Origin of the sequence: Halorubrum laminariae (assembly GCF_024494655.1) — an archaeon.
Lineage (GTDB): Archaea > Halobacteriota > Halobacteria > Halobacteriales > Haloferacaceae > Halorubrum > Halorubrum laminariae.
In genome coordinates this window covers 23,388-46,524 of record NZ_JANHDL010000001.1, presented here as the reverse complement: position 1 = coordinate 46,524, position 23,137 = coordinate 23,388, and the positions used below count along the sequence as shown (strand labels likewise).

General features: G+C 61.1%; 20 protein-coding genes. 11 read left to right on the top strand and 9 right to left on the bottom strand.

Features of this window, described 5'->3' with window-relative positions:
- Window positions 1–6: 6 nt before the first annotated feature.
- A complete protein-coding gene (locus NO887_RS00230; RefSeq protein ID WP_256416465.1) occupies window positions 7–381 on the bottom strand; it encodes a hypothetical protein in 375 nt (124 codons plus the stop codon).
- Window positions 382–550: 169 nt separating this feature from the next.
- On the opposite strand from NO887_RS00230, the gene kdgK1 reads away from it, so the two are divergent.
- The gene (gene kdgK1, locus NO887_RS00225; protein ID WP_321169350.1) at window positions 551–1,516 is read left to right on the top strand and encodes a bifunctional 2-dehydro-3-deoxygluconokinase/2-dehydro-3-deoxygalactonokinase; all 966 of its coding nucleotides are present in this window, start codon (window positions 551–553) and stop codon (window positions 1,514–1,516) included.
- Between the two features lie 57 nt (window positions 1,517–1,573).
- Here kdgK1 and NO887_RS00220 read toward each other — a convergent pair whose 3' ends face one another.
- Both NO887_RS00220 and NO887_RS00215 read right to left on the bottom strand, forming a co-directional pair.
- Window positions 1,574–2,455 carry a homoserine kinase gene (locus NO887_RS00220; RefSeq protein WP_256416463.1) on the bottom strand — a complete coding sequence of 294 codons (882 nt, stop codon included), beginning with the start codon at window positions 2,453–2,455 and terminating at the stop codon, window positions 1,574–1,576.
- Between the two features lie 100 nt (window positions 2,456–2,555).
- Window positions 2,556–2,807 carry a DUF8006 family protein gene (locus NO887_RS00215; RefSeq protein ID WP_256416462.1) on the bottom strand — a complete coding sequence of 84 codons (252 nt, stop codon included), beginning with the start codon at window positions 2,805–2,807 and terminating at the stop codon, window positions 2,556–2,558.
- A 148-nt stretch (window positions 2,808–2,955) separates the two neighbouring features.
- Here NO887_RS00215 and NO887_RS00210 point away from each other — a divergent pair, with 148 nt between their 5' ends.
- The 5 genes from NO887_RS00210 (at window position 2,956) to NO887_RS00190 (ending at window position 9,603) form a co-directional block, all read left to right on the top strand.
- Window positions 2,956–4,230: a TIGR00341 family protein gene (locus NO887_RS00210; RefSeq protein ID WP_256417005.1), complete on the top strand. Its 1,275-nt coding sequence runs from the start codon at window positions 2,956–2,958 to the stop codon at window positions 4,228–4,230.
- Window positions 4,231–4,392: 162 nt separating this feature from the next.
- A complete protein-coding gene (locus NO887_RS00205; protein ID WP_256416460.1) occupies window positions 4,393–6,816 on the top strand; it encodes a formate/nitrite transporter family protein in 2,424 nt (807 codons plus the stop codon).
- A 59-nt stretch (window positions 6,817–6,875) separates the two neighbouring features.
- On the top strand, window positions 6,876–7,625 hold the full coding sequence (locus tag NO887_RS00200; protein ID WP_256416458.1) for an SIMPL domain-containing protein: 750 nt from the start codon (window positions 6,876–6,878) through the stop codon (window positions 7,623–7,625).
- Window positions 7,626–7,707: 82 nt separating this feature from the next.
- Window positions 7,708–8,244, top strand: coding sequence for a peptide-methionine (S)-S-oxide reductase MsrA (gene msrA, locus NO887_RS00195; RefSeq protein WP_256416453.1), 537 nt, complete (start codon window positions 7,708–7,710; stop codon window positions 8,242–8,244).
- A gap of 471 nt (window positions 8,245–8,715) precedes the next feature.
- Window positions 8,716–9,603, top strand: coding sequence for a bile acid:sodium symporter (locus NO887_RS00190; RefSeq protein ID WP_256416452.1), 888 nt, complete (start codon window positions 8,716–8,718; stop codon window positions 9,601–9,603).
- 14 nt (window positions 9,604–9,617) lie between these two features.
- On the opposite strand, the gene NO887_RS00185 is transcribed toward NO887_RS00190, so the two are convergent.
- Together NO887_RS00185 and NO887_RS00180 are read right to left on the bottom strand one after the other, a co-directional pair.
- A complete protein-coding gene (locus tag NO887_RS00185) occupies window positions 9,618–11,750 on the bottom strand; it encodes a DUF7997 domain-containing protein (protein WP_256416451.1) in 2,133 nt (710 codons plus the stop codon).
- Between the two features lie 93 nt (window positions 11,751–11,843).
- Window positions 11,844–12,665: an FAD-dependent oxidoreductase gene (locus tag NO887_RS00180; protein ID WP_256416450.1), complete on the bottom strand. Its 822-nt coding sequence runs from the start codon at window positions 12,663–12,665 to the stop codon at window positions 11,844–11,846.
- A 606-nt stretch (window positions 12,666–13,271) separates the two neighbouring features.
- Here NO887_RS00180 and NO887_RS00175 point away from each other — a divergent pair.
- A complete protein-coding gene (locus NO887_RS00175) occupies window positions 13,272–14,300 on the top strand; it encodes an outer membrane protein assembly factor BamB family protein (RefSeq protein ID WP_256416449.1) in 1,029 nt (342 codons plus the stop codon).
- 165 nt (window positions 14,301–14,465) lie between these two features.
- On the opposite strand, the gene NO887_RS00170 is transcribed toward NO887_RS00175, so the two are convergent.
- Window positions 14,466–15,017, bottom strand: a complete 552-nt coding sequence (locus tag NO887_RS00170) for a hypothetical protein (protein WP_256416447.1) — start codon at window positions 15,015–15,017, stop codon at window positions 14,466–14,468.
- Window positions 15,018–15,205: 188 nt separating this feature from the next.
- On the opposite strand from NO887_RS00170, the gene NO887_RS00165 reads away from it, so the two are divergent.
- Complete coding sequence (locus NO887_RS00165) at window positions 15,206–15,694, top strand: hypothetical protein (protein WP_256416446.1); 489 nt, start codon at window positions 15,206–15,208, stop codon at window positions 15,692–15,694.
- Window positions 15,695–15,794: 100 nt separating this feature from the next.
- Here the strand turns inward: NO887_RS00165 and NO887_RS00160 are convergent, their stop codons facing one another.
- Complete coding sequence (locus tag NO887_RS00160) at window positions 15,795–16,232, bottom strand: hypothetical protein (RefSeq protein ID WP_256416444.1); 438 nt, start codon at window positions 16,230–16,232, stop codon at window positions 15,795–15,797.
- A 1,574-nt stretch (window positions 16,233–17,806) separates the two neighbouring features.
- Between NO887_RS00160 and NO887_RS00155 the strand changes: the two genes are divergently transcribed.
- Window positions 17,807–18,175, top strand: a complete 369-nt coding sequence (locus tag NO887_RS00155; RefSeq protein ID WP_256416442.1) for a hypothetical protein — start codon at window positions 17,807–17,809, stop codon at window positions 18,173–18,175.
- 20 nt (window positions 18,176–18,195) lie between these two features.
- Here the strand turns inward: NO887_RS00155 and NO887_RS00150 are convergent, their stop codons facing one another.
- Entirely contained in the window at window positions 18,196–18,639 is a 444-nt protein-coding gene (locus NO887_RS00150) for a hypothetical protein (protein ID WP_256416440.1), read from the bottom strand.
- A 301-nt stretch (window positions 18,640–18,940) separates the two neighbouring features.
- Complete coding sequence (locus NO887_RS00145; protein WP_256416438.1) at window positions 18,941–19,852, bottom strand: serine/threonine-protein kinase RIO2; 912 nt, start codon at window positions 19,850–19,852, stop codon at window positions 18,941–18,943.
- Between the two features lie 198 nt (window positions 19,853–20,050).
- On the opposite strand from NO887_RS00145, the gene NO887_RS00140 reads away from it, so the two are divergent.
- Window positions 20,051–21,415 carry an MFS transporter gene (locus NO887_RS00140; RefSeq protein ID WP_256416436.1) on the top strand — a complete coding sequence of 455 codons (1,365 nt, stop codon included), beginning with the start codon at window positions 20,051–20,053 and terminating at the stop codon, window positions 21,413–21,415.
- A gap of 254 nt (window positions 21,416–21,669) precedes the next feature.
- Window positions 21,670–23,007: a transposase gene (locus NO887_RS00135; protein WP_256416433.1), complete on the top strand. Its 1,338-nt coding sequence runs from the start codon at window positions 21,670–21,672 to the stop codon at window positions 23,005–23,007.
- The last annotated feature ends 130 nt before the right edge of the window (window positions 23,008–23,137 follow it).

Below are 23,137 nucleotides of genomic sequence, written 5' to 3'. Positions count from 1 at the left end.
ATTCCGTTACACGACGACTGAGAGGCCGTACACCGCGGCGGTGGTCGGAGCCGCAATCGCGATCGCCTTCAGGTTCAGCGTAACCGCCTTCTTCCGATCGGCCGCGAGTGCGGCCTCGTCGGCCACCTCATTCGTTCCGTCGCCCACGTCGAAGACGCCGATGCCGGCGAAGCCGATGCAGAACCGCTCGCGGTACTGGATGATACCGAGCGCGGCCCCATAGAGGGGGAACACGGACGCGAGCAGCACCCACCGGGGCCACGACAGCGCGAGCGTGGCACCGACGAGGGCGACGGCGGCGACGAGCGACCCGACCCCGAGCAGGAGCCGCCGCCGCTGTTGTGCCGGTCCGATGTTACAGACCCCGGGTTGGTAGGACATACCGATATGTGGGACTCCGCGAACAAAAACGCATCCGGATCCGACGCGTCCGACGCGTTGATCGCTTCCGCTTTGAGCGATCGATTCCCCCTCTTCGTCCGATCGCTGCCACTTTTGTACTCGCCCGCGGACGGTGCCGTATGCACACCGCAGCGACCCCGCAAATCGGGTGGTCGGCGTGACCGATCTGGTGACGTTCGGCGAGACGATGCTCCGGCTCTCGCCGCCGCGCGGCGAGCGGCTGGAGACGACCGAGACGTTCGACGTGCAGGCCGGCGGCGCGGAGAGCAACGTCGCCGCCGGCGCGGCGCGCCTCGGTGCCGACGCGGTCTGGCTCTCGAAGCTCCCGGACTCGCCGCTCGGTCGACGAGTTGTCTCGGAGTTGCGGAGCCACGGCGTCCGCACCGGCGTGGCATGGGCCGACCCCGACGCGAGTCGCGTCGGGACCTACTACCTCGAACACGGCGGCGACCCACGCGGGACGAACGTCGTGTACGACCGCGCCGACGCCGCGATCACGACCGTCGAGGCCGAGGAGCTACCCACCGGCGCGCTGGAGTCGGCCTCGCGGTTCCACACGACGGGGATCACGCCAGCCCTCTCCGAGCGAGCCGCGGCGACGACGGCCGCCCTGCTCCGCGCGGCCGGCGAGGCCGGCGCGACTCGGAGCTTCGACCTGAACTACCGGGCGAAGCTCTGGGACCCCGAGACCGCCCGCGCCGCCTACGAGGATCTGTTCGACCACGTGGACACGCTGTTCGTCCCGCGCAGAGATGCCCGGCGGGTGTTGGGCCGTGAGGGCGATGCCGTCACCATCGCCAACGGGCTCGCCGCCGACTTCGACTTCGAGACCGTTGTCGTCACCCGTGGCACGGAGGGAGCAGTCGCGCTGTGCGACGGCGAGGTACACGAACAGGGCGTCTTCGACGCAGACACCTTCGACGCGATCGGCACCGGCGACGCGTTCGTGGCCGGTTACCTCGCGAAGCAAATTCACGGCGGAAGCGTCGCCGAGGCGCTGGAGTGGGCCGCCGCGGCCGCCGCGCTGAAACGCACGGTCGGCGGCGACATCGCCGTGATCGATCCCGACGATATCGCAGGTGTCGTCGACGGCGCGGCCAGCATCGATCGGTAGGTCGGCGTCGACGGCGCGGTCAGAAACGACAGACCGCCCGGCTCGACACCCACCGAGCTACTCGTTGAGCACGATCGACCCGCGCCCGATCCGTGTCTGATAGGCACGGGCGTCGATGCCGGCGTCTGCGAAGGCATCGAGCATCGCGGCGGCGACGCTGCGGCGAGCGCCGTCCCGGCAGACAGCGAGAATCGCGGGACCGGCACCGCTCACCGTGACGCCCGCGGCCCCGGAGTCGAAGGCGGCGGCCCGCACGTCGTCGTAGCCCGTGATCAGGCGCGCGCGCTCGGGCGTGACGACGGGGTCGCTCATTCCGGCACCGACGAGGTCGGGGTCCGACCGACACATCCCGACGGCGAGCGTGGCCGCGTTGCCGACGGTCTCGACAAGGTCGTCCATCGAGGCGGTCTCGGGGACGACGCGACGCGCGTCCCGCGTCGAGACTGCGACATCCGGAAGACAGACGACGAGCGGGACCGCGGCGTCGACCGCGTGAGTTCTCTCTCGCGTCGTCACCGTGAACCCGCCGAGGATCGAGGGGGCGACGTTGTCCGAGTGCGCGACGCCGGAGACGACCGCCTCGCCCTCGGCGGCGATCGGCACGAGCTCCGATCGAGAGAGCCCGCGGTCGTACAGCCGGTTGAGCGCGACGGCCGCGCCGGCAGCGCTGGCGGCAGACGAGCCGAGTCCGGATGCCGGCCGAACACCCTTGTCGATGTGGATGTGCGCCGGGGCGTCGAGTGCCTCGACGACCGCGCCGACGGTGTTCTTCTCGGGGTCCTCTGGGATGTACTGCGCGCCGACGCCCGTGACCTCTATCGTCGTCTCGGCCGCCTTCTCGACGGTGACGACGTCGGCCGGGCGCGTGAGCGCCGCCCCGAACACGTCGAACCCGCTGCCGAGGTTCGCGCTCGTGGCGGGTGCTCGTACCGTAACCATGGCGGCCAGTTTCGCTCGGGGTGCAAAAAGGAGCGGGATCGACCGGCGAGACGATCGACCAGCGGGACGCGAGTCCGGCGCGCGTCAGTTCACCGCTCGGTTACCGGCCGCTCATCGTCCACAACAGCGCGCCAACGAGGATCAGCGGGATTCCGGCGAGAACGTACACTTTCGGCATCGTCGTGAACGGGGCGACCATGAAGATCAGCCCGAAGCCGGCGAAGACAGACGCGAACACCTTCTGCGACTTCAGGGGCGCGGCTCCCAGAAGCGAGACGATGAACCCGAGCAGTATGACGTGCCCGAGATGGTAATCGAGCAGGAACGTGTCGATAGCCAGCGGCGAGAGCATTCTTGTCCGAAGGTGTGAGGGATTCGCGCATTAAAGTTCCGTTTCGCGCGGGATATCCCGAAACGTCGCCACCGGATCCGCCCCGGCGCTCACCGCCTGTTTATATACTTCGCGGGAGAGACTACCGACCGTGCGACTCGTTCAGGTCATGATTCCGGCGGGGAAGCGTGCGGCCGTCGTGCGCGCGCTCGACGACGAAGGGGTCGACTACGTCGTCACCGACGAGACCAGCGGACGCGAGTACACCGCGGTCGCGACGTTTCCCCTGCCGACCGCCGCCGTCGAGCCCGTTCTCGAACGGCTCCGGGAGGCGGGGATCGATGAGAGTACCTACACCGTGATCGTCGCCGCCGAGACCGTGATATCGCGACGGTTTGAGGCCCTAGAGGAAGAGTACGCCGAGGAATCGGAACACGGCGGCGATCGCATCTCCCGCGAGGAGCTGCAGGCCAAGGCGGACGACCTCGCCTCCGGGCTCGGAACGTACGTGCTGATGACGGTGATATCGGCAGTCATCGCGACTGCCGGACTCCTGCTCGACTCGCCGGCGACCGTCGTCGGATCGATGGTGATCGCCCCGCTCATCGGCCCCGCGATGTCGGCCGCGGTCGGCACCGTTGTCGACGACGAGGACACCTTTCGGCGTGGCGTGCGGATGCAGGTGCTCGGCGTCGTCGTGGCGATCGCGGCGGCGACGCTTTTCGCCTACGCCGTGCGGTCGCTCGCCCTCGTTCCGCCGGGGCTCGACCCGCTCGAACTCGCGGAGGTGGCGGAGCGGCTCGCACCCAACGTCCTCGTGCTTGTCGTGGCGATCGGTGCCGGTATCGCCGGCATCGTCTCGCTCATGACCGGCGTCTCGGCGACCCTTGTCGGCGTCATGATCGCTGTCGCGTTGATCCCGCCCGCGGCCGCGGTCGGCATCGGCATCGCCTTTCAGATCCCGCGACTCGTGGTCGGAGCCGGCGTGATCGTCGCTGTCAACGTGCTCTCTATCAACCTCTCCGCACTCGTCGTGCTCTGGTACGAGGGATACCGTCCCCAGCGCTGGTTCCGCGAGGACAACGCTCGCGCGGCGTTCCTCAAGCGCGTCGCCGTACTCGTCGCCGCCATCGCGATCCTCTCGGTGTTTCTCGGCGGCGTCACCTACGAGTCGTACGTAGCGTCGACGACCGAGGCCGATATCCGGTCCGCGACCGGCGACGAACTGGCGACGCTTGACTCCGGGCTAGAGCTGCTCGAACTGGATGTCGAGCGGGGCGGAACGATCCCGCCGCTCGACACCGAACGCGTGACCGTCACGGTCGGCGCGCCGCCGGGTGGGACGATCGACGGCGTGGCGTCCGCACTCGACGACCGGATCGAGACAACGATCGGCGACGAGGTCAGCGTCGAAGTCCGCTTCGTGACGGTCGCGCGGGCCTGACAGGTCTGACACCGCCCACAGCAGGTCAACAAGACGAACGCGCACGAATTGTGTATTCGTGTACAAGATGCTCATATCCGGAAGAGAAGTGTGTGAACGGATAGTTTCGGAGTGTCTGCCGAAAGAGGAACTACTTTTTATCGCGGCTCCAGTGATCCGACAGTGACCGATTCAACGCGACCCGACGACGATTCGATGCGCGAAGTCGTCGAGCGCTCCCGCAGCGGCGCGCCGGCGGTCGGCGAGGCCGTCCGGGACCGGTTCTCGTCGGACGAGGTGTTCCAGCGGATCATCGCCGCCGCCGACGAGGAGGTGACTTCGGGGAGCCGAGAACTCTTCTTCAGCGGGCTCGCCGCGGGGCTCGCGATCACGATCACGTTCATGCTGTACGCGTCGCTGTCGGCCGCGACCGACTCTCATCCCATCCTGAGCGTGCTCCTCTACCCGCTCGGATTCATCTACATCATCATCGGCGGCTACCAACTGTACACCGAGAACACGCTTCCGCCGGTGGCGCTGACCTTGGAGAGACTCGCGAGTCTCCCCACCCTCCTCCGGCACTGGACTATCGTCCTCGCCGGCAACTTCACCGGCGGCGCGTTCGGCGCGATCGTGCTCTCGTACGGCGGGGTCTTCACCGGCGAGACGATCGACTCCGCGATCTACATCTCCAGCGGTGGGTTCGATGTCGGCTTCTGGCCGCTCTTCTTCAAGGCCGCGATGGCGGGGCTGATCGTCGCCGGCGTCGTCTGGGTCGGGTTCGCCTCGACGAACTCCGTCACCCGGCTGCTCGTCGTCTACCTCGCGTTCCTCGCGATCCCGCTCGGTGACCTGTATCACGTCGTCGTCTCCTTCACCGAAGTGCTGTACCTACTGTTCGCGGCGGATCTCGGCCTGTACGCAGGTGATGTGAGCCTGTACGGCGGACTCGTCGATTTCATCCTTCCCGTGCTACTCGGAAACACGATCGGTGGTGTCGTCTTGGTCACGCTGGTGAACTACTTCCAGACGAGCGAGGAGCGCTTAGAGGAGGCGCGCTTCGAAGGGATGACTCGTCGGCTCACGGTGCCCGAGTGGGCGCTCGGCCGGGCGGCTGGTCGCTCGTACGTCCCGATCTTAGACGCCACGGAGGCGACGCTGTTCGCCAACGAGGGCCACCGGATCATGGTGCCGATCACGAACCCGCGCACCGACGGGCAGATCGTCGAACTCGCGAGTCGACTCGCGAGCGACCGCGAGGACGGGCTCGTCCACATCGTTCACGTCGTGCAGGCCCCGGAGCGGATGTCGCTGTCTGCGGGTGCCGGTCGGATCGCTGATGTCTCAGAAGAGGGAATGGAGGGGCTCAAAGCGACTGCCGAGTCGTACGACATCGACGTTTCCACCTCCACGGTCGTCACGCATCGGTCCTTCGAGGAGGTGTTCAACATGGCTCGCCGCACGCGCCCCGACGCCGTGTTGCTGGGCTGGGGCGACGACCAGCTGTGGAGCGCCGCCCGCGCGGAGCGCCCGATCGACGAGCTGACGAACCAGCTCCCCTGTGACTTCCTCATCTTGAACGACCACGAACTCGACACGTCGCGGATCCTTCTCCCCACTTCCGGCGGCCCCGACTCGACGCTCGGTGCGGAGGTCGCGAGCGTCCTCTCGCGGACGGCCGGTTCGACGGTGCGGCTGTTACACGTCGTCGACGCCCCCGAGAATCGCGAGGATGGTGAGGGGTTCCTCGCGGCGTGGGCGAGAGAGAACGGACTGGCTGACGCAGAGCAGGTCGTCGACGACAGCGGCGACGTGGAGGAAGCGATCGTCCGAGAGGCGACCGATAATACGCTCGTCATCCTCGGCGCGACGGAGAAGGGAATGCTCTCGCGGCTCGTCTCGAACTCCCTGCACATCGACATCACAAACGATGTCGACTGCTCGCTGCTGCTCGCCGAGCGCCCGAGCAGGCGCTCGCTCCGCGAGCGGCTGTTCGGCTCCGGTCGACGGGATTCGACCCCCGTCCTCGACGGTGTCGAACGCGACCCAGAGCAGTCGAGCGGTGCCGATCTCGTGGATATGGACGACAACTCACTCGGCGACTCGACGGATACCCGCGGAGCCGAGGTCGACAAAAGCGACGAGACGGGTGACGCGAGGAGCACGCGCGCCGAATCAACCCATCGGGAGACGCCCGGCGACGACGAGACGGTCGTTCTCGACGAGGAGCTCAATCAGGACACCGAGTCCGATCGATCCCCGGAGCCGGCGGTCGTCACCGATCACGACGATGACGACGATGCGGATGGAGACGACGATGCGGATGGAGACGACGATACGGACAGAGACGACGATACGGACAGAGACGACGATACGGACAGAGACGACGACGGACCGATCGAGCCGGCGGTCGTCACCGATCACGACGATGCAGACGAGGATGACACAGACGATTCGGACCGGGCCGACGCAGCCGATGTGGACAGGAACGACGCAGACGAGGTTGCAGATGATGACGACGAGGATATCGGCTCAGAGACCGACAACAGCAACGGCGACGCGAACGACGCGTCCGAAACAGACGATAGCGGCCGCGACGATCGATAGCGCAAACGGCTCTTTGTGTCACCGGCGGCTTCTTGGAGACGAGTGTCGTATCGCCTCGTATGGACAGACGACTCACAGTGATCGTCGGCGTGACGCTGCTCGTCGCGCTGGCAGGCTGTTCTGGACTCGCGGGCTCGACCGGTGGGGCCGGCAGCGGTACCGGCGACCAAGCGACGCTCGACGAGAGCATCGACGTGGCCGCGAACGGTGAAGCCACGGCAAGCCCCGACCGCGCGACGATCCGGGTGGCAGTCACCGCGTCGGGATCGGACGCACAGTCGGTCCGTGACGACCTCGCGGCCGACGAAGACTCGCTGCGCGCCGGACTGACGGAGTGGGGACTCTCCGAGGACGCCATTCAGACCGTCCGCTACGACGTAAGCGAGACGTACGCGTCGCGCGAGAATCCCAATCGCACGCAGTTCGAGGGCGTCCACCAGTACGAGATCGAACTCGACAACGTTGACGCCGTCGGCGAGGTCATCGATGTCGCGATCGGCTCCGGTGCTGACGAGGTCCAACAGATCCAGTTCGGCCTGAGCGAGGAGCGCGAGGCAGCGGTACGCGAGGAGGCGCTCCAGAACGCGATGACGAACGCCCGGGCCGACGCCGACGTGCTCGCGAACGCCAGCGACCTGACGATCGAGGGTGTCCACGCCGTCTCGACCGGCGGGTCCGGCGTGTCGCCGTACCGGGTTGCCGAGACCGCAGCGCTTGACGGCGGTGACGCCGGCGACGCGTCGACCGGCATCGAGACCGGTGACGTGAGCGTGCAGGTGTCGGTCAACGTCGTCTACGACGTGCAGTAGGTCGGTCGCGACCGATACGTGTCGTCCTCTCGCTACTTTCTGACGCACACGATTGATACGTCTCCGTGTCCTCCTTCCGAGTATGTCTGAGACACGCGAGACGGCGACGCTCGGCGGTGGGTGCTTCTGGTGTACAGAGGCGGCGCTCGAACAGCTCACCGGCGTCGAGTCAGTCACCTCCGGATACGCCGGCGGCAATGCCGACGATCCCACGTATAAGGCCGTCTGCTCGGGGAACACCGGCCACGCCGAGGTCGTGCAGGTGGAATTCGATCCGACGGTGATCGCCTACGAGGACGTGCTGGAGGCGTTCTTCGAGATCCACGATCCGACCCAACTCAATCGACAGGGGCCGGACGTGGGGAGTCAGTACCGGTCGATCGTCCTCTATCACGACGAGACGCAGCGGGAGGTCGCCGAGTCGTACGTCGACGCGCTTAATTCAGCATACGACGACGATGTCGTCACCGAGATCGAACCGCTAGAGACGTTCTACCGCGCCGAGGAACACCATCAGGACTACTTCGCGAAGAACCCCGACGACGCCTACTGCACCTTCCACGCGAAGCCGAAGATGGAGAAAGTGCGCGAGAAGTTCGAAGCGACGGCCACGGAGTAGGCGGTCGACGCGAGCGGCGTTTGGGGACGTTCGATACCTGAGTTCTGCCGTGAGCCGTGTTCCGTTTATAACTGTTCGCCGTCCCGTCGCGTTTGCTTATAAATGGTAGTCGCGTTGGAGTGGACATATTGATCTCGTCGCTGACGCGGTGTCGCCCGCCAAATCTCCGGCCTCTCGGCTTCTTCTTCGGGTCCCGCCCCGCACAGCACCGCAGCCTCACCCTCCCCAACCTCGCCGTTCGCTCGGGGCTCTCGACGGTCGCCCACATCGCTCACGGCTTCCCTCGCGGGCGGTTCGCGCCGCGAGCGGCGCTCACCGGCGCGCCGACCGCGTCCGCCTGTAATTTATTTTCATCGTCGCAGTCGGTCGGCGGGTATCATCGACCGTCGCTCGCGGCGGCCGGCGGTCGGCGGCGAGCCAGCAGATATATTCCGCGTCCCGTCAGAGTGAGTGAGACTGGACTTCCACGCAATGATCCGGAACGCACTCGCGCGGTTCTCGAACGTGCTCCTCGTGCTCGGAGCCGCCGGCGTCGGCGTGCTCGCGCCGCAGTTGTCACCGTATCTGGACCCGCTCATCACGCCGCTCGTCATCTTCCTCGTGTTCACGTCGCTCCGCGGCGTCCGGTTCGCGGCGATCGATTACTCGTCGTACACCGCAGTCGTCGCGCTCTCGCTTTGCCTCTCGTACGTCGTGTTGCCAGTCGCGGGCATGCATCTCGTCGAAGCCGTGCTCTCGGACGCGGCTGTGCTCGGCTTCGCGATCGCGCTTTCGGTCCCGACGACCGCGGGGAGCGCGATAATTTGGACACGGCTCGCACGCGGCGACGTACAGCTAGCGACGATCACCTCAATCGCATCCCTCCTCGTTGCGCCCGCGGCGACTCCCCTCGTTCTCACCCGACTCGTCGGCTCGCGGATCACCGTCCCCACCGCGTCCATCCTCGTCGATCTCGCGGTGATCGTCGGTGGGGGAGTGCTGCTCACCGTTGTCGTTCCGACCGACACGCTGTCGGCCGAGACGATAGAGCGAACCTCGACGCTCGCGATACTCCTCCTGATCTACACGGCGGTCGCCGGTGTCGGACTCTCCGGTATCGACTCGGCGGCGCTGTTCGCGGTTGTCGGCGTCGCTGTCCTCCTTTTGGTTGTCGGTACGGCGCTCACCGTGGTGTGTCAGCGCGCGTTCGGTATCGGTCGAGAGCGGGGGTTCGCGCTGTGTTTTACCACCAATCTCAAGAACCTCGGAATCGCGTTGCTGGTCTCGTTACCTTTTGCCGAGCCGCTCGTCACCGCGTCGATCATCGTCTTCTACGTCGTCCAGCAGACCGGCGGGGCCGTGCTCGCCGACGCGACGTGAGGCGAGATTGCGGCTCAGTCGGCCACGACCGGCGACAAGCGATCGGCGTCGGCGAGCAGCGCAACCGTCGCGAGCCGGATCGCGTGGGGCCAGCCGAGTGGCGTCGCGCTGTCGGGCGTCCCGTCGTCGAAGAACTGTTCGGGGAGGTGTCCCGTCGACGCACAGAGCGATCCGCCCGGAGAGACGTATGCGAGAAGCTCGCGCGCACGGGCGAACAGCTCGTCAGCCCGTGGATCGTTGTGGTCATCGAGCAGCACGGCGAGTTCGGCGCAGGCATTCGCCCCCCACGCGGTCGAGACGGTCCACACCTTCTCCGAGTGCTGGCTCGCGCGCCGCCAGCCGTCGCCCTCGTACCGTTGCAACCCCGACACGTTCTCCGTCTCGTGCGCGAGCCCGTCGACCACGGTCTCGACGTGCGCGACCAGCCGATCGAGCCGTTCCTCGCCGATATCTCGAACCGCGTCGAACGAGCGGTGTGCGCTCGAAAGCGCCAGCGTCGACGAATCGAGCCGGTCGTCGATGTCGCCCTCGGGCGTCTCGCGTAGGGCGTAACATCCCCGATCTGACACCCACAGATCGTCGAGCGCGTCGAACACTCGTTCGGCCTGAACGTGGGCGTGGGCGGCGAGGTCGTCGGGGAGATCCGCGTCCAACCGACTCCCGTCCGGTAGATCGCTGTCTGCGTCGAGCGCCGCCGCGTCGATCCCCTCGCCGTGGCGCGCGAGTTCGCTGTACGCCTCTAGGAACGTCGCCGCGGTGTGCCCGAACCGGCCGATAGAGTCCTCCCACGCGTTCTGACAGACGACGGGGAGACCGTCCGAAGCGAGCGCGGCGTCGAGGCCCGCGAGCGCGGCGACGAGTGCCCGGTCGAGCCCGTCGACGGAGCGGGACGACGTCCCGCTAGCAGCCGGACTCTGTCCGGCGACGCCCGCGGCGCGCGCTCGCGCGAGGTAGGTGATGACGCTTCCCGTTTGGTCGGCTTGGTAGTCGACATCGGGTCCGTCCTCGATGCGGGCGTTCGCCCAGCCGGGCGCGAGCGCGCCGTCCCGCGGCCACACGCGGTGCGGCCACGATCCGTCGGGTCGCTGGGTGTCGACGTACATAGCAGCCGATCGGGCGTGCCAGTCGTCGAGCCCGATCCCGAGCCGGTCGTCGGCGTCCAAGACGAACGTCGATATCTCAGCGTCGTCGCGGAACCACGTGTAGCCGTATCCCCCCGAGTGCTGGTAGTGCGGATCGAAGTCAGGCCCGGCGATCCGGAGCCCCGAGTCCGCCGAGAGCAACGAGAGCACGCGGAGATCCGCGACGAGCGACTCTCGGGCGGGAGTCGACTCCGGGACCGTCGGGACCGTCTCGCTCGCGGCGTCGGCGAGTGCGTCGACGGACTGCGCGTCGGCGAGTAGCGTCGAGAGGTGATCGTGCGCGGCCTCGCGGTTCCACTCAGCGCGGTCGGTCAGCAGTGTCCCGACCACGGCGACCCCATCCTCCAAGGGAACGTCGACGACGACCTCTCCCGAGAGCCGCTCTTCTTCGTAGCGAGCGTTGTCGCGGTCGCGCGGTAGCTCCGTCGGCGCATCGTCGAGGAGCTCTTCGAACGTCGCCGGGAGCTGCCCGCGCAGGTCAGTGAAGCCGGTGGCGCTCGCGAGGAAGTCGTGTTCGTCGGCGTGGTACACCTCGACTGCGTCGTCGTACCGGAGCTGACCGACGCGCTCGTCGCGCCCGTCGGGCGCGAACCGAGCGTATACGACGAGCGAGCAGTCCCCGACCGCGAGGTCGTCGCCGGCCTCGACGACCGCTCGCGTGACATGGGCGTCTCCGATCGTCGCGTCATGGCGGGTTACCGTCGCGCTGGCGACCTCATGCGTGGTCTCGACCAGTGGCGCGTCGTCCACATATCGCTGTTGCGTGTCCGCCGCGTTGAACCAAGAGATATTGCCATCGATCGTGAGTCCGAATCGAGCCCGGACGAGGCCGGTCTGCCCCGTCAGCGGATAGCCGAAGTCGCGGAGTTCACCGTCGCCGTCGACGTGGACGAGGCGACCGTCACCGCCGGAGAACCGACCAGTGACGGTCCGGCGCTCGCCGGGAAACCGCGTTTCGTGGCCGGTGGTCCGCTTGTAGTCGTCGAGCGCGTCTCGGAGCTGCATCTGCGAAGGTATTGACTCGAAATCGTATTAATGTTTTGTGTAGGGAGTCGGTTCCGTCGCGAGACGCCTGCTGACGCTCGAGACCGTTCTTATCTACTCTTCGAGACTCGGATGCGTCTCCTGCGGGTCCGGGTGTGGCTCTGCGAACGCCGATCGCATCGTTTCGCGGGCGTCCGTCGCGCGCTCGCGCCGCTCGGCGGCGTCGATCTCCTCACAACCCGACGGCAGGTCCCGTCCGCGGTCGGTGAAATATCCATCCGGCGCGACCCAGTCGTGGTAGAACGGGCGGTCGGCGTCTTCCAAGAGCGTCACGCCGACCTCCGCACCGTGGCCGGCACACACCGCTGCCTGATGCGGCTTTCGCGCGAGTCGGCCGGCCGCGTACAGCCCATCGACGCCGGTTCGTCCCCGTTCGTCGACATCGAGATAGGCCTTCCCGCGGTCGACGATGTCGACGCCCGCGAGATCGGTGAGGTACCCCACCTCGTTCTTGCTCGCGGCGACGACGTGCGTAGCCTCGAATCGGTTCCCCGACTCGGACTCGACCGCGAACCGGCGCATATCGTCGTCGCTGATCCGCGCGTCCCCGTTGTCGACCGACGTATCGAGGCGTTCGATCCGGGTGACCCGTCCGTCGATCTGGTCGGCTCCGGCTGCGTCGGCCTGTTCACCGAGGAGATCGAGCAGCTGTCGGGCGTCGACGCCGGCCGGGAACCCCGGAAAGTTCTCCAGCCGAGCGTTCCGGCGGAGGATCGAGCCACCGGCGTCGATGACGAGCGTGTCCAGTCCGTGTCGCGCGGTAAATACGGCTGCCGAGAGCCCCGTGACGCCGCCACCGACGACGACCACGTCGCGTCCGCGTCGCTCGGATTCCGATTCTGCCGACTCGCCCGATGTCTCCGACTCCGTCTCCATATCTCGTCGAAACGCGGCACCGGCGTAATCGCTTACGGTTGCCGGCAATTCCAACGCGATCTGCCGGCAAACTCCCGGCCGAGACGCCTATCCCTCGAAGGACGATGATTCACCGCTCTGCGTCGATCGACGACCCGGAGCACTGTAGTTACGAACGCCAGAGAATGTTCATGACTTGATTTCACATAGTTATGTGGTAATAACAATGACAGCAAATTCTATGAATTATGTTATTTCTACTGTTTTATATGTGTTCTGATGTTTTGAAGAGACCAAGCAAACAGTAGATAAGCAACAACAGTTTCGCACAGGAACGATAGGATTGACACCGCTATTATGGCCTCTTTACCCCAAAAGAATGATCAGGGTAGCATACATTTTCAAAAATAGATCGAGAGACTGATGACAGATCAACTTACCCGGCGCTCTGTGCTCGCCTTGGGTTCCGCAGCCACTGTTAGCCTAGTCGGCTGTCTCACCACTGGAACCAATGGGTCTACGTCAAGCTCGCTCGGCGATCTTCCTCCTTCAGGACAACCCGCGACCGAACCGCAACAGCTCCAGTACGATGCGCAAAACACGAGTGTGGCGGGGCGTGGACCGCCGATGGACGGGTCTCTACGTTGGCGAGTACGTCGAGACGAGTTAGGCTCGAATGAAGAGATGATCGACGGCCTTGTAGCCCGTGACGATCAGTTACTTGTAGCGACACGGGAGGCAGTCCATTCGCTCAATCCTAGCGACGGGGCTGAACACTGGCAGACAGATACTGGAGATGGCGGCGGCACTCGTGCAGTCACGCCCGCCCTCTCAGCTGATACCGCATACGTTTCCTCGAACGATAAAAATGGGAGTGGCCTCAGCGCACTCAACCTGACAGACGGGAGCGAGCGATGGCGATTGGATTCGGTCGTTTCGGTTACGTCAAGCCCGACTCTTGTCGAGGAGACAGTATATCTGTCCGTCCTCGAAGAAGGTGAGTCTCGGGGAGGGGCGATCATCGCCGTCGATACCGCTGATGGAGATGTCCGCTGGCGGTTCCAAACGGCACAGATGCCACCGACACCAGCAGTTGCCGACGGGGCAGTCTACGTCGGTGGTGGTAACGACGGTATCGTGTACGCACTCGATGCAGAAACAGGTAAGACACGCTGGGAGTTCTCGACTCAGGATCGGATGCGATTACCACCGACAGTCGTTGATGGAACGGTTTACATCCCCTCTAGTTTCGCTCAGCGGGTGTACGCACTCGATGCTACTGACGGCACAGAAGAGTGGAGCGTTGACATGAATCCAAGTGCATCAGTCGCAGCAACTACCGAGTCTGTGTACGTTCCCGCGATGAATGAGATAACGATCCTCGATAGTGATGACGGAGCGGAGCAGTGGACAGGAACCCTCAGTGAGAATACGCTGGGCAGTGCGCCAGTGGTTGCCGGTGAAACACTTCTCGTACCGGGTGATCGTGCAGTGTGTCTAGATCTGACAGACGGGACGCACCTCTGGGAGCAAACTGTGGAAGAAGGTGCCGTTGGGCACGAAAGAAAACGTGCTGTCTCGTGTGAACCGGTCGTCACAGACGACGGTGTCTTTCTCGGAACTGCAGCAGGTGATATCTATGCGATCGGCACGTGAAAAGCGCAGTTCTGTACTCGTGGTCGAGATCTGATAGACGGAGCAGTTGGTACGCAGTATCACCCACTCCTCCTGTTGGGCTTTGTTGAAATACTCAACCGTTGACATTTTTGCTCCTTCAGTCGCTCAGTACGGAAGACTCAGAAATCGCTCAACACAGTTTATTCACACGTCAATATCGAAACTGACTGCAACAGATTCGTCGCCAATTAAACCCCAGAAGACGAACCGATAGCGGCCGGAAACGAGATCAGGACAAACTTTGAGGGGCATTGAATCATTACTTGCGGAGATGATTCCATCTTCAGTCAATTCGATTTCCCACGTGTGGCCACCACTGACACCTTCATCGGTGTAGCCGATGTCACTCCCGTCTGTTGTCCCACGCACATCGCGCCACCCGTTCTCGGTGTATATCTCGAAGTTGAATGAGTCACTAGTACCTCGTTCGTTAGCATGTAAGCTGATCTCAGCAGTTTCCCCATAGTTGAACGAGAGTCCGTTCACTCGAAGTGATTCGTCCTCAGTGTCACCCCATCTGAGGCGATCCAAATCATACGGCTTGACATGTCTATTGAATTCGCTGTTCTCACAGACGAACTCACTAGGAATTTCGGTAGGGTCACCTTCAGGTTGAATATAACCGGTTTGCGTTCCAAGACACCCAGACAATCCCACAACACCAGTAGCACCGAATAGGAATAGACGACGTTTCATTGTTTTATCAGAACTTGACTGAGAATAAGTGTTTTCGGGTGAAATAGAATTCTGGCTTTATTGAAATCCTCAAAAGTTGACATTTTTACACCCTCAATCGCTCAGTACAGGGGACTCACAGATCGCTCAGTATCGGTGGAATATATTACACCAGAAAGCAGTTACAACACAACACATTAAATACAGGTATGAACCGCCGAACGCTTCTCACCCTTCTCGGAACCAATGTTCTCCTCGCAGGCTGTATAGCGAGATCCAACTCGGTCAACGAATCCGCTGAAGCGGACACCGAATCTTACCCTGATGAATGCCCCACTTCTCACGACTACAATGTCCCTCTTCCTGACAATACCACTGTAAGCGAAGCAAGATCGTTTGTGGAGAACTACGAGCAAGAGTATATCTCTGACCAGCTTATTGATACCGATGGCGAGAAAAAATCGCTCGTGACAGAACCATCCTCTACTGTTCGTGAAGTCAATACCACCGAAGATAGTCTCGTGGTCCACGTCGAAACGATTTGGTCTATAACCATTGAGATGGGCGACGGGGAAGGAGTATCTGACAATAGAGAATCCGCACGGTACTACATCGATGAGAGAGTCATTAGACGAACCGATGACCCCAATGAAAACCCTACTGATGGCGATCTCATGGAATGTATTCCCGTTGAGTAGTATGTCCTAAACACAGACTCGTTTAACATGCAACTCTCACCGAACGGGTTTCAGGCGACAATATATCTGAAGGATCAGATTTCAACAAAGCCATACTACACTATTTTTCCTCAGATGCTACTGAAGATCGGCTCGGGGCATATCGACGTAACACATACGCAATAGTGGATGCTGTAATCCCTATTGGTACACCATACAGAATTGCTCCCCCAACACCGGTTAACAGTCCATAGTCAGGTTGGGGGTGATTAAGCGAGATGACACCGTACAGAGTATAGCCGATGATGGTGATGACGGCGGCAGCAATACTCACTAGTATTCCGTCATTTCGATATGTATGTATCCCTGCGAGGATACTCGCTGATACTGCGACTCCAAGTGGACTCATAAGTAAACTAGATGATTCTCCCACATCGAAATTCCCAGCAAGATAGAGTTGGCCGAAGAACAAGGCTAGGAGAATGACCGAGTAGCCGAGATACCGAAGCGATCGTTTCAACGACTTCCCTAGAAGAAACGATTCTAACTGCGGATCCATACATGTAAATTGTTTCACTGGTGTATAAGATTTGGCTCTGTTGAAATCCTCAGAGAGTGATATGTTTGCCTCTGCCTATAGTCAGTACAGAGCCTCGCGAATCGCGTAGTACAGGTTTGTTGCTTAGTACTTGACCGTCAGGTTTCAGTTTTCAGTCACAGAGATCGTATATTCATAGTCTTGTGAATTCCGATCGCCAATCGTTTCTCTAACGCTGAAACCGTATTCGTGGGTGCCGATTTCGGCATCAGGAGCAATATGAATCGGCACGTTCACCGTCACACGTGTACAGTCATCCCATATCCACATTGGCGGGCACGAATCAAGTTGAGCATCTATCGCTGGTGATATGTCGATATCTCCAAATCTAACTGGCGCATCAGTGGTGCCGCATGAATATAATCGTTGGTCGAACGGAATCCCGTAACACCGTTTACCTGTATCTCGAAGGTGTCCGAGTCGCCCGGTGTGAGTTCTAATTCTTCCACTTGGACATCCGGTGGCCAGCTATCTTCTCCCGTACAAGACGGATTACCACCGAGGCATCCGCCCAAAAATACGGATGCTGTTGGTATGGTTCCGGCAAGGAATTGACGCCTGTTCATTGATTTATAGTGATTTGACTGAGAATAAATGCCTTCGGGAGAGATAGTATCCAAAACGAGCAGGGACTCCATGGCCGGGGTCAATAAGCAAGCGCGATCTTCTGGTTGATTCAGCTACACAAACTCGGAAGAATTGACCGTAGATCGCTCAGTTCAGGGGATCCGCGGATCGCTCAGTACAGATGAAGTCGTAATTGTGGTGAAAAGGATTTACTACCGCCTTACGAACCGATATTATATGACCTATCTCGGAACTCTCTTGATTGGTGGGTTGCTCGCCTCATCGATCCTCGGTGGTATCAGTTATTTCGATACAAAGCGCCGTGGACTACCAACTTCAAGTCGACTTTTGTGGCTGAGTATCGTCGGACTTATCAGTTTCTGTGGGTTTCTTGTTCCATATTTTCACGAGTCTAAAATTGGTTATCTGTACTTTGAGGTAATTAAAGGGAGAACGGTTACCACTCACCCGCGAGAATGGTTGATTGTAAGCCTCACAACGGGGATACTAATCAGCGCTGGGTCGGGAGCTCTTTACACTATATGGAGTCGAGTTTTCCACTCAAGAAACCAAGATAAAATATCGTACTGAGTCGTACGCACTCTTCAGCGGCCAGCTGTTTCAGGTTCGAATGTGTCTGCTCTGTTGAATCCGCAGAAGGCGTCGGGATCGGGTCGCAATACGGCTGGTTCAGTGTCACTAACGAGAGGGTCCTGAGAAGCAAACTCAGCAAGGAGGTGCAAAGATAGACATCGCAGGGTATATCGAGGCATCACAGCTATGCCGAAGAGCAATATAATCGCTCCTTCAGATATCGTGATCCGCTTGCTGTCATCGGATTCAACAGAGCAAATGTGTCTGAAGAAGGCGATTCAACATAGCCGTTAGGCTGAATTTGAGCCCTCAATCAAGGCGAATGAGCGTTATGAGGAGTAACACCTAACTTCCCACCCGAGAGACGCCGGCGCATGAACCGCGAACGCACCATCCGCGCCCTCCCGCGCGTTCTTGCCGCCCTCACCCTGCTCGTCCCGTTCGCCGCTGCTCTCCCTGACGTCGAACCTCTATCCACAACTGCCATCCTTCTCGGCCCCCTTGTTCTCGTCGCTGCCGTCCTCGCACGCGCTGCCGTCACCCACGAACCCGTCGACATCATCCTCGCCGCCGTCACCGTGCCCTGCATCCTCGCCGTGGCCTATGCCCTCTACGAACACCTCGCCCTCACCCCCGGCGTGGTCTGGGGCTCGCTCTTCGTCTCCCTCGCCACGGCTATCCTCGTCTTCGCTGTTCTCGCCGACGCTACCATCAAACGACTCACCGGAACACAGATGGCCTAACCGCATGTAACACAGTTTCTTTATTCAGAGTAACGGATGAAACGGTCGGTCGATACCCGACCCGCGTATCCAAGAATAAAGCCAAGAACACCAAGTGGAACGCCAAACACCAGTCCCCATCCGGTGCCGAGTAGGAGTGTTTTAGCGACCGTCGGATCGGTGACTTGGCCCTCTCCAATAATGGTAAAAAAGAGCGCAGTCACGGGTGCAATACATAGCAGAAGGCTCCCTACGAGGCTACGGTTCTGATACGCCTGCCACGCAGATAACAGAACCAGGATCCCTGCGGCCCCGTAGACAATTACTCGGCCCGGTATGAGCGCATATACCGTCTGGTAGTACCCGAACACATAGATGGCGAAGGTGACGACAAAGAGGCTAGCAGCTATTGCTCCCCAACGTTTAGTCAAATCGAGATCATCACCAACGAGGTACGCTCCAAGTCGGTTTTGACTCTCTTCCATACAGTAGCATTCGACTATATTTCTCATTAACCTTTTGTCGAGGTAACATCTCTTCGCTCCCTCCTGTAAGCAATACGTACTATCAGCGACCAGTTGTTTCACCCAGCTTGTGTCTGAACAAGTGGATTTCAGCAGAGGCAAGCACACATTATATATGTATATTTTACGTAATAGTTTATGAGTGAATTGTTAGCATAGGCGCAGACTCCGTCAAAAAGTGTGATTAAGTTATTCATTTGTACAGAGCTACCTTCAGAACTTGTGAACCACAGGGAGCATATTCTCTATTGCACTATATGATTTATGTCTCGCTAAACGCCCGAACGCTCTCAAACGAGTTGTCGGCGATAGCGGCGGCGACAGCGCCGATATCGGCGTCGGGGATCTCATGCGGATACTTCCGTCCGAAGTACTGGTAGAGATTCTTCACGTCGCGTTCGAGGAACTCGCGGGCGTTCTCGTGATCGACGGCGACGGCCTGCGGCCAGTCGAATATTGTCACGCCGCTTTCGGCGATGGCGACGTTGTGCTCGGACGCGTCCGCGTGGATCCACCCGAGGTCGTAGGCCGTCTGCAGTTCGCGGAGCACCAAATCCAAGATACCCACGGCCTGTTCGGGGTCGAGGGTCGCGCGAGCGAGTTCGACGCCATCGAACTTGTCCATCACGATGGCGTGTCGGTTCTGATCGACCGGCCGAGGCACCGAAACGTCGGGATACAGCGCTTCCATCGCCTCATACTCGCGTTCAGCTGCCTTGCGCGCGGTGTACAGCCACGAGACGTGATCGCGGTCGGCGGTGTACTCCCGCTCGCGGTTCACCTCTCGGAAGTTGGTGTAGCCCTCCCGATGGTACTTCAGCGCGAGCGGCTTGAACGACTGCACCTCGTACACGTCGCCCTCCTTGCCGAGCCCGAGTGGTGACCCCACGCCGTCTATCGTCTCGCGTTCGGCGAACGTTCGGAGCGCGAGCGCGTCGTACCCCTCGAAGGTGAGTTGGTACCCTTCGTACTGGATCGTCTTCCGTTCGATGAGCTCGCGGTCCAGACACCGGTCGATCCGATAGTCGACCTCCTCGCGTGTTAGACTGGCGTACTCGGGAAGTTTGTCGCGGCGGACCCACTCCGAAAACCGCATCCCCTGCTCGACGCCCGAGAGGAGATAGAAATCCTCGGTGTCGAGGTCCGCCATGTCGCTGGCGACGTTTCGAACCATACGGACCGTACTCCGGCGAATCCTAAAAGGGACGCGCGTTCCACGGATGAGTGTATAAATCATATACTGCGATACCAAAACAACATCCGACGGCCGATACTGTCTGCGGTTCCGGAACCGGTACTTCAATGCTCCGTGCGGTATGTCCGGGAGGTACGGACGCACAGCGCACAGCAACCGCCGCTGCCGACCCCGATCATGGGACAGGAACGATCTGCGGCCGAGACGGACGAATCGGGTCCACTAGATACATTCAGGCAGTTCTTCGCGCTGGAGCGGGACGTGCTAGTGTTATCGCTGGCGATGTTCGCCTTCAGCCTCGGCTTCCAGATGACCAATCGGTTCCTCCCGGAGTACATCGTCGCGCTCGGCGCATCGGGGTTCGTCGTCGGGCTGTTCGGGACCGTCGGCAACGTCGTCTCGGCGGTGTTCCCGTACCCCGGCGGTGCCATTTCGGACCGGATCGGGTCGCGGTACGCGCTCACGCTGTTCGGACTGATCTCGACGCTCGGCCTCGGAGTCTGGCTGGTCGCACCGAACCTCGGGGCGGTCACCGTCGCCGGCGTGACGATCCAGCCGTGGATCTGGATCTTCGTCGGACTCCTGTTCGCGCAGGGCTGGAAGTCGTTCGGGCTGGGGGCCACGTTCGCGGTCGTCAAGCAGGCGACCGATCCCTCACGGTTGGCCGCCGGCTTCGCCAGCACCGAGACGTTCCGCCGCATCGCGTTCCTCATCGGGCCGGTGCTCGCGGCACTCCTCATCGGCCTCCATCCCGACTTCACGGTGAGCTTCCAGTACGTCCTCGCCGTCGCCGTCGTCTTCGGAATCATCGGGACGGTCGCTCAGCACCTCTTGTACGACGCCAGCGGCGATTCCATCGGTGACTCATTCGACGGGATCGATCAGATCAAACGCGATCTGCGGGAGATGCCAGCGCCGCTCCGACCGCTGTTGGTCGGGGACACGCTCGTCAGGTTCGCGAACGGGATGGTGTACGTCTTCTTCGTGTTGGTGATCACCCAGTTCTACCAAGTCGGCTTCGAGACCACGGTGTCGTTGGCTAGCTTCTCGTACGCGCTCGACCTTTCGCCGGAGGCGTTCTTCGGCTTCCTGCTCGGCGTCGAGATGCTGATCGCCCTCGTCTCGATGGCACCGGCCGCCAAAGCTGCCGAACGGGTCGGGCTCAAGCCAGTCGTTGCGCTGGGATTCGCGGTGTACGCGTTATTCCCGATCGTCCTCATCGGCGGGCCAGAACTCCTCGATCCGGTGATGTCTCTTCAGTGGGCGATGGTCCTCATCTTCGCGTTCTCGGGCCTTCGGTTCGCGGGGTTGCCCTCGCACAAGGCGCTGATCGTTGGTCCCGCAGAACAGGGTTCTGGGGGACGCGTCACGGGGACATACTACCTCCTGCGGAACACGATCGTCATCCCGAGCGCCGCGCTCGGGGGATATCTCTGGGAGTTCGTGAGCCCCGAGGTCGCGTTCACCATCGCGGCCGCCATCGGCGTCATCGGCACCGGCTACTTCCTCGCGTTTGGCGAGGAGTTCGAGGCGTACGTATGAGTGAGCCGCCTTGGGGTCAAGCCCCGAGGCTTCCCGTTTCAACGACGCGACTTGCAGGAACCGACGAAGAAGAACCTCTCTCGGTTTCCACAGAGATCGCAGTCTCCACGGGGTGACTTCGCTTAGCGCCTATGCCAAGCTGAATATAGAGGATCTATAAAAAGAGCAGCGCGAGTACCCCGACCCACCGCGGTCGGGGGTGAAGCGCGTTCAAATCCCCACACTTAACAATATCTAAACCATATAAGAATACAGTGCAGGCGTCACAACTCACCCACACACTGTCGTTCAGATTAGATATCGAGACGGGGGGTGGTGACGATCTGCAAACTGGTTGTCTCGAAGCGCGACGCATCCGTAACGAAGCTAATCGTCTCGACAAAGACGGCTGGGAGTGGACCAACCTCAAATCGACTGTTGTTGATAACGCCGATCACGTCAAAAACACTAGTCAACTCATCGTTGACAAAGCTCTCGGTGAAATCGAACGATATCACGATCACACCGATGACGGCTGGGGTCGTCCGTACCCGTACAAGGATGGAATGTACCCGCTAGTGATGAACCACGGCGAGGGCTATCGTCTCTTCATCAAAGATGAGGACACGGTTCGCTTCCGCATCACTGCGACAAGAGGGACACACGTCAAAGGTGAGCTGCGGGGGAGCCCCGGCCACTTCGATCGTCTGCGAACCGCGTTCAGCAATGACGAGTGGCGAGTTGGAACGGCTGAAGTCGTTCACAAACACGACGAACGGGGACTCCACGTGACCGTCACGCATGAGAATCATCACGTTGCCGGCCAGCACGATTCAGAGACGATCGTCGGCGTGGATGTGAACGAAGATTGCGTTGCGCTCGCTGGGATGGACAGAGACGGTGACGTGAAAGACTCCGTGGTTCTGGAGTATCCTGAAATCAAGGAACAACGCCACGAGTTTTTCACCAAGCGAAAGCGGATGCAGAAAGCCAATCAGACCGCCTTCGAGACGGTCGTGAAGACTGAAGAGCGCGACTATGTCCACGACTGTTTACACAAAGTATCGCGTCAAGTAGTCGACTGGGTGTCGCAGTTTTCGACTCCGCTCATCGTCTTTGAAGACCTCAAAGATATGCGAGACTCAATCGACTACGGAACGCGCATGAACCGCCGACTGCATTCGCTCCCGTTCGCAGCACTCCAAGACATGGTTGCGTACAAGGCTGCGTGGGACGGGATTCCCTCGACGAAGGTTGATCCCGAGTACACGAGTCAACGATGTCCACGAACGGAGTGCCAACACACAGAACGAGCGAATCGGCGCAAAAAGCGGTTCAAGTGCCGACAGTGTGAGTTCCAAGATCACGCCGATCGGAAAGCAGCAGTATGCGTGGGACAGAACTGGTTTGATGAACAGCATGGAAATGTGCCGTCTCTCGAAACCCTTCCAAGAGTAAAGAAGGTGAGACGGGCGGCATCGGGTCGTGGTGGAGCGACCGACTCTCACGGAGCAATTTTCGCTTCGGGTGTTGACCGACACGGAACGTCGGCGCAAGGTGGAATCCAAGCGCGAGAGGAATTAAAATCCGTTGCGTCAGCTTTGCAGGACTAAACATGGACGCCACGGGCCACCGCGCCCGTGGTACTTCACGCAGCACTGGGTATCTTGGCTCATCAGACATCTAGATGACTTGTTACAGCAGACAGTGGGATACTCCTCACGCGTCCGTGTCTAGTGACTC

Excerpts from the sequence above, each read along its gene's own strand:
- NO887_RS00230 (WP_256416465.1), bottom strand. The coding sequence starts at position 381 with ATGTCCTACCAACCCGGGGTCTGTAACATCGGACCGGCACAACAGCGG.
- msrA (WP_256416453.1), top strand. The coding sequence starts at position 7,708 with ATGTCTGAGACACGCGAGACGGCGACGCTCGGCGGTGGGTGCTTCTGG.
- NO887_RS00160 (WP_256416444.1), bottom strand. The coding sequence starts at position 16,232 with ATGGATCCGCAGTTAGAATCGTTTCTTCTAGGGAAGTCGTTGAAACGA.
- NO887_RS00190 (WP_256416452.1), top strand. The coding sequence starts at position 8,716 with ATGATCCGGAACGCACTCGCGCGGTTCTCGAACGTGCTCCTCGTGCTC.
- NO887_RS00215 (WP_256416462.1), bottom strand. The coding sequence starts at position 2,807 with ATGCTCTCGCCGCTGGCTATCGACACGTTCCTGCTCGATTACCATCTC.
- NO887_RS00220 (WP_256416463.1), bottom strand. The coding sequence starts at position 2,455 with ATGGTTACGGTACGAGCACCCGCCACGAGCGCGAACCTCGGCAGCGGG.
- NO887_RS00140 (WP_256416436.1), top strand. The coding sequence starts at position 20,051 with ATGGGACAGGAACGATCTGCGGCCGAGACGGACGAATCGGGTCCACTA.
- NO887_RS00170 (WP_256416447.1), bottom strand. The coding sequence starts at position 15,017 with ATGAAACGTCGTCTATTCCTATTCGGTGCTACTGGTGTTGTGGGATTG.
- NO887_RS00150 (WP_256416440.1), bottom strand. The coding sequence starts at position 18,639 with ATGGAAGAGAGTCAAAACCGACTTGGAGCGTACCTCGTTGGTGATGAT.
- NO887_RS00200 (WP_256416458.1), top strand. The coding sequence starts at position 6,876 with ATGGACAGACGACTCACAGTGATCGTCGGCGTGACGCTGCTCGTCGCG.
- NO887_RS00185 (WP_256416451.1), bottom strand. The coding sequence starts at position 11,750 with ATGCAGCTCCGAGACGCGCTCGACGACTACAAGCGGACCACCGGCCAC.
- NO887_RS00210 (WP_256417005.1), top strand. The coding sequence starts at position 2,956 with ATGATTCCGGCGGGGAAGCGTGCGGCCGTCGTGCGCGCGCTCGACGAC.
- NO887_RS00175 (WP_256416449.1), top strand. The coding sequence starts at position 13,272 with ATGGACGGGTCTCTACGTTGGCGAGTACGTCGAGACGAGTTAGGCTCG.
- NO887_RS00145 (WP_256416438.1), bottom strand. The coding sequence starts at position 19,852 with ATGGTTCGAAACGTCGCCAGCGACATGGCGGACCTCGACACCGAGGAT.
- NO887_RS00155 (WP_256416442.1), top strand. The coding sequence starts at position 17,807 with ATGAACCGCGAACGCACCATCCGCGCCCTCCCGCGCGTTCTTGCCGCC.
- NO887_RS00165 (WP_256416446.1), top strand. The coding sequence starts at position 15,206 with ATGAACCGCCGAACGCTTCTCACCCTTCTCGGAACCAATGTTCTCCTC.
- NO887_RS00180 (WP_256416450.1), bottom strand. The coding sequence starts at position 12,665 with ATGGAGACGGAGTCGGAGACATCGGGCGAGTCGGCAGAATCGGAATCC.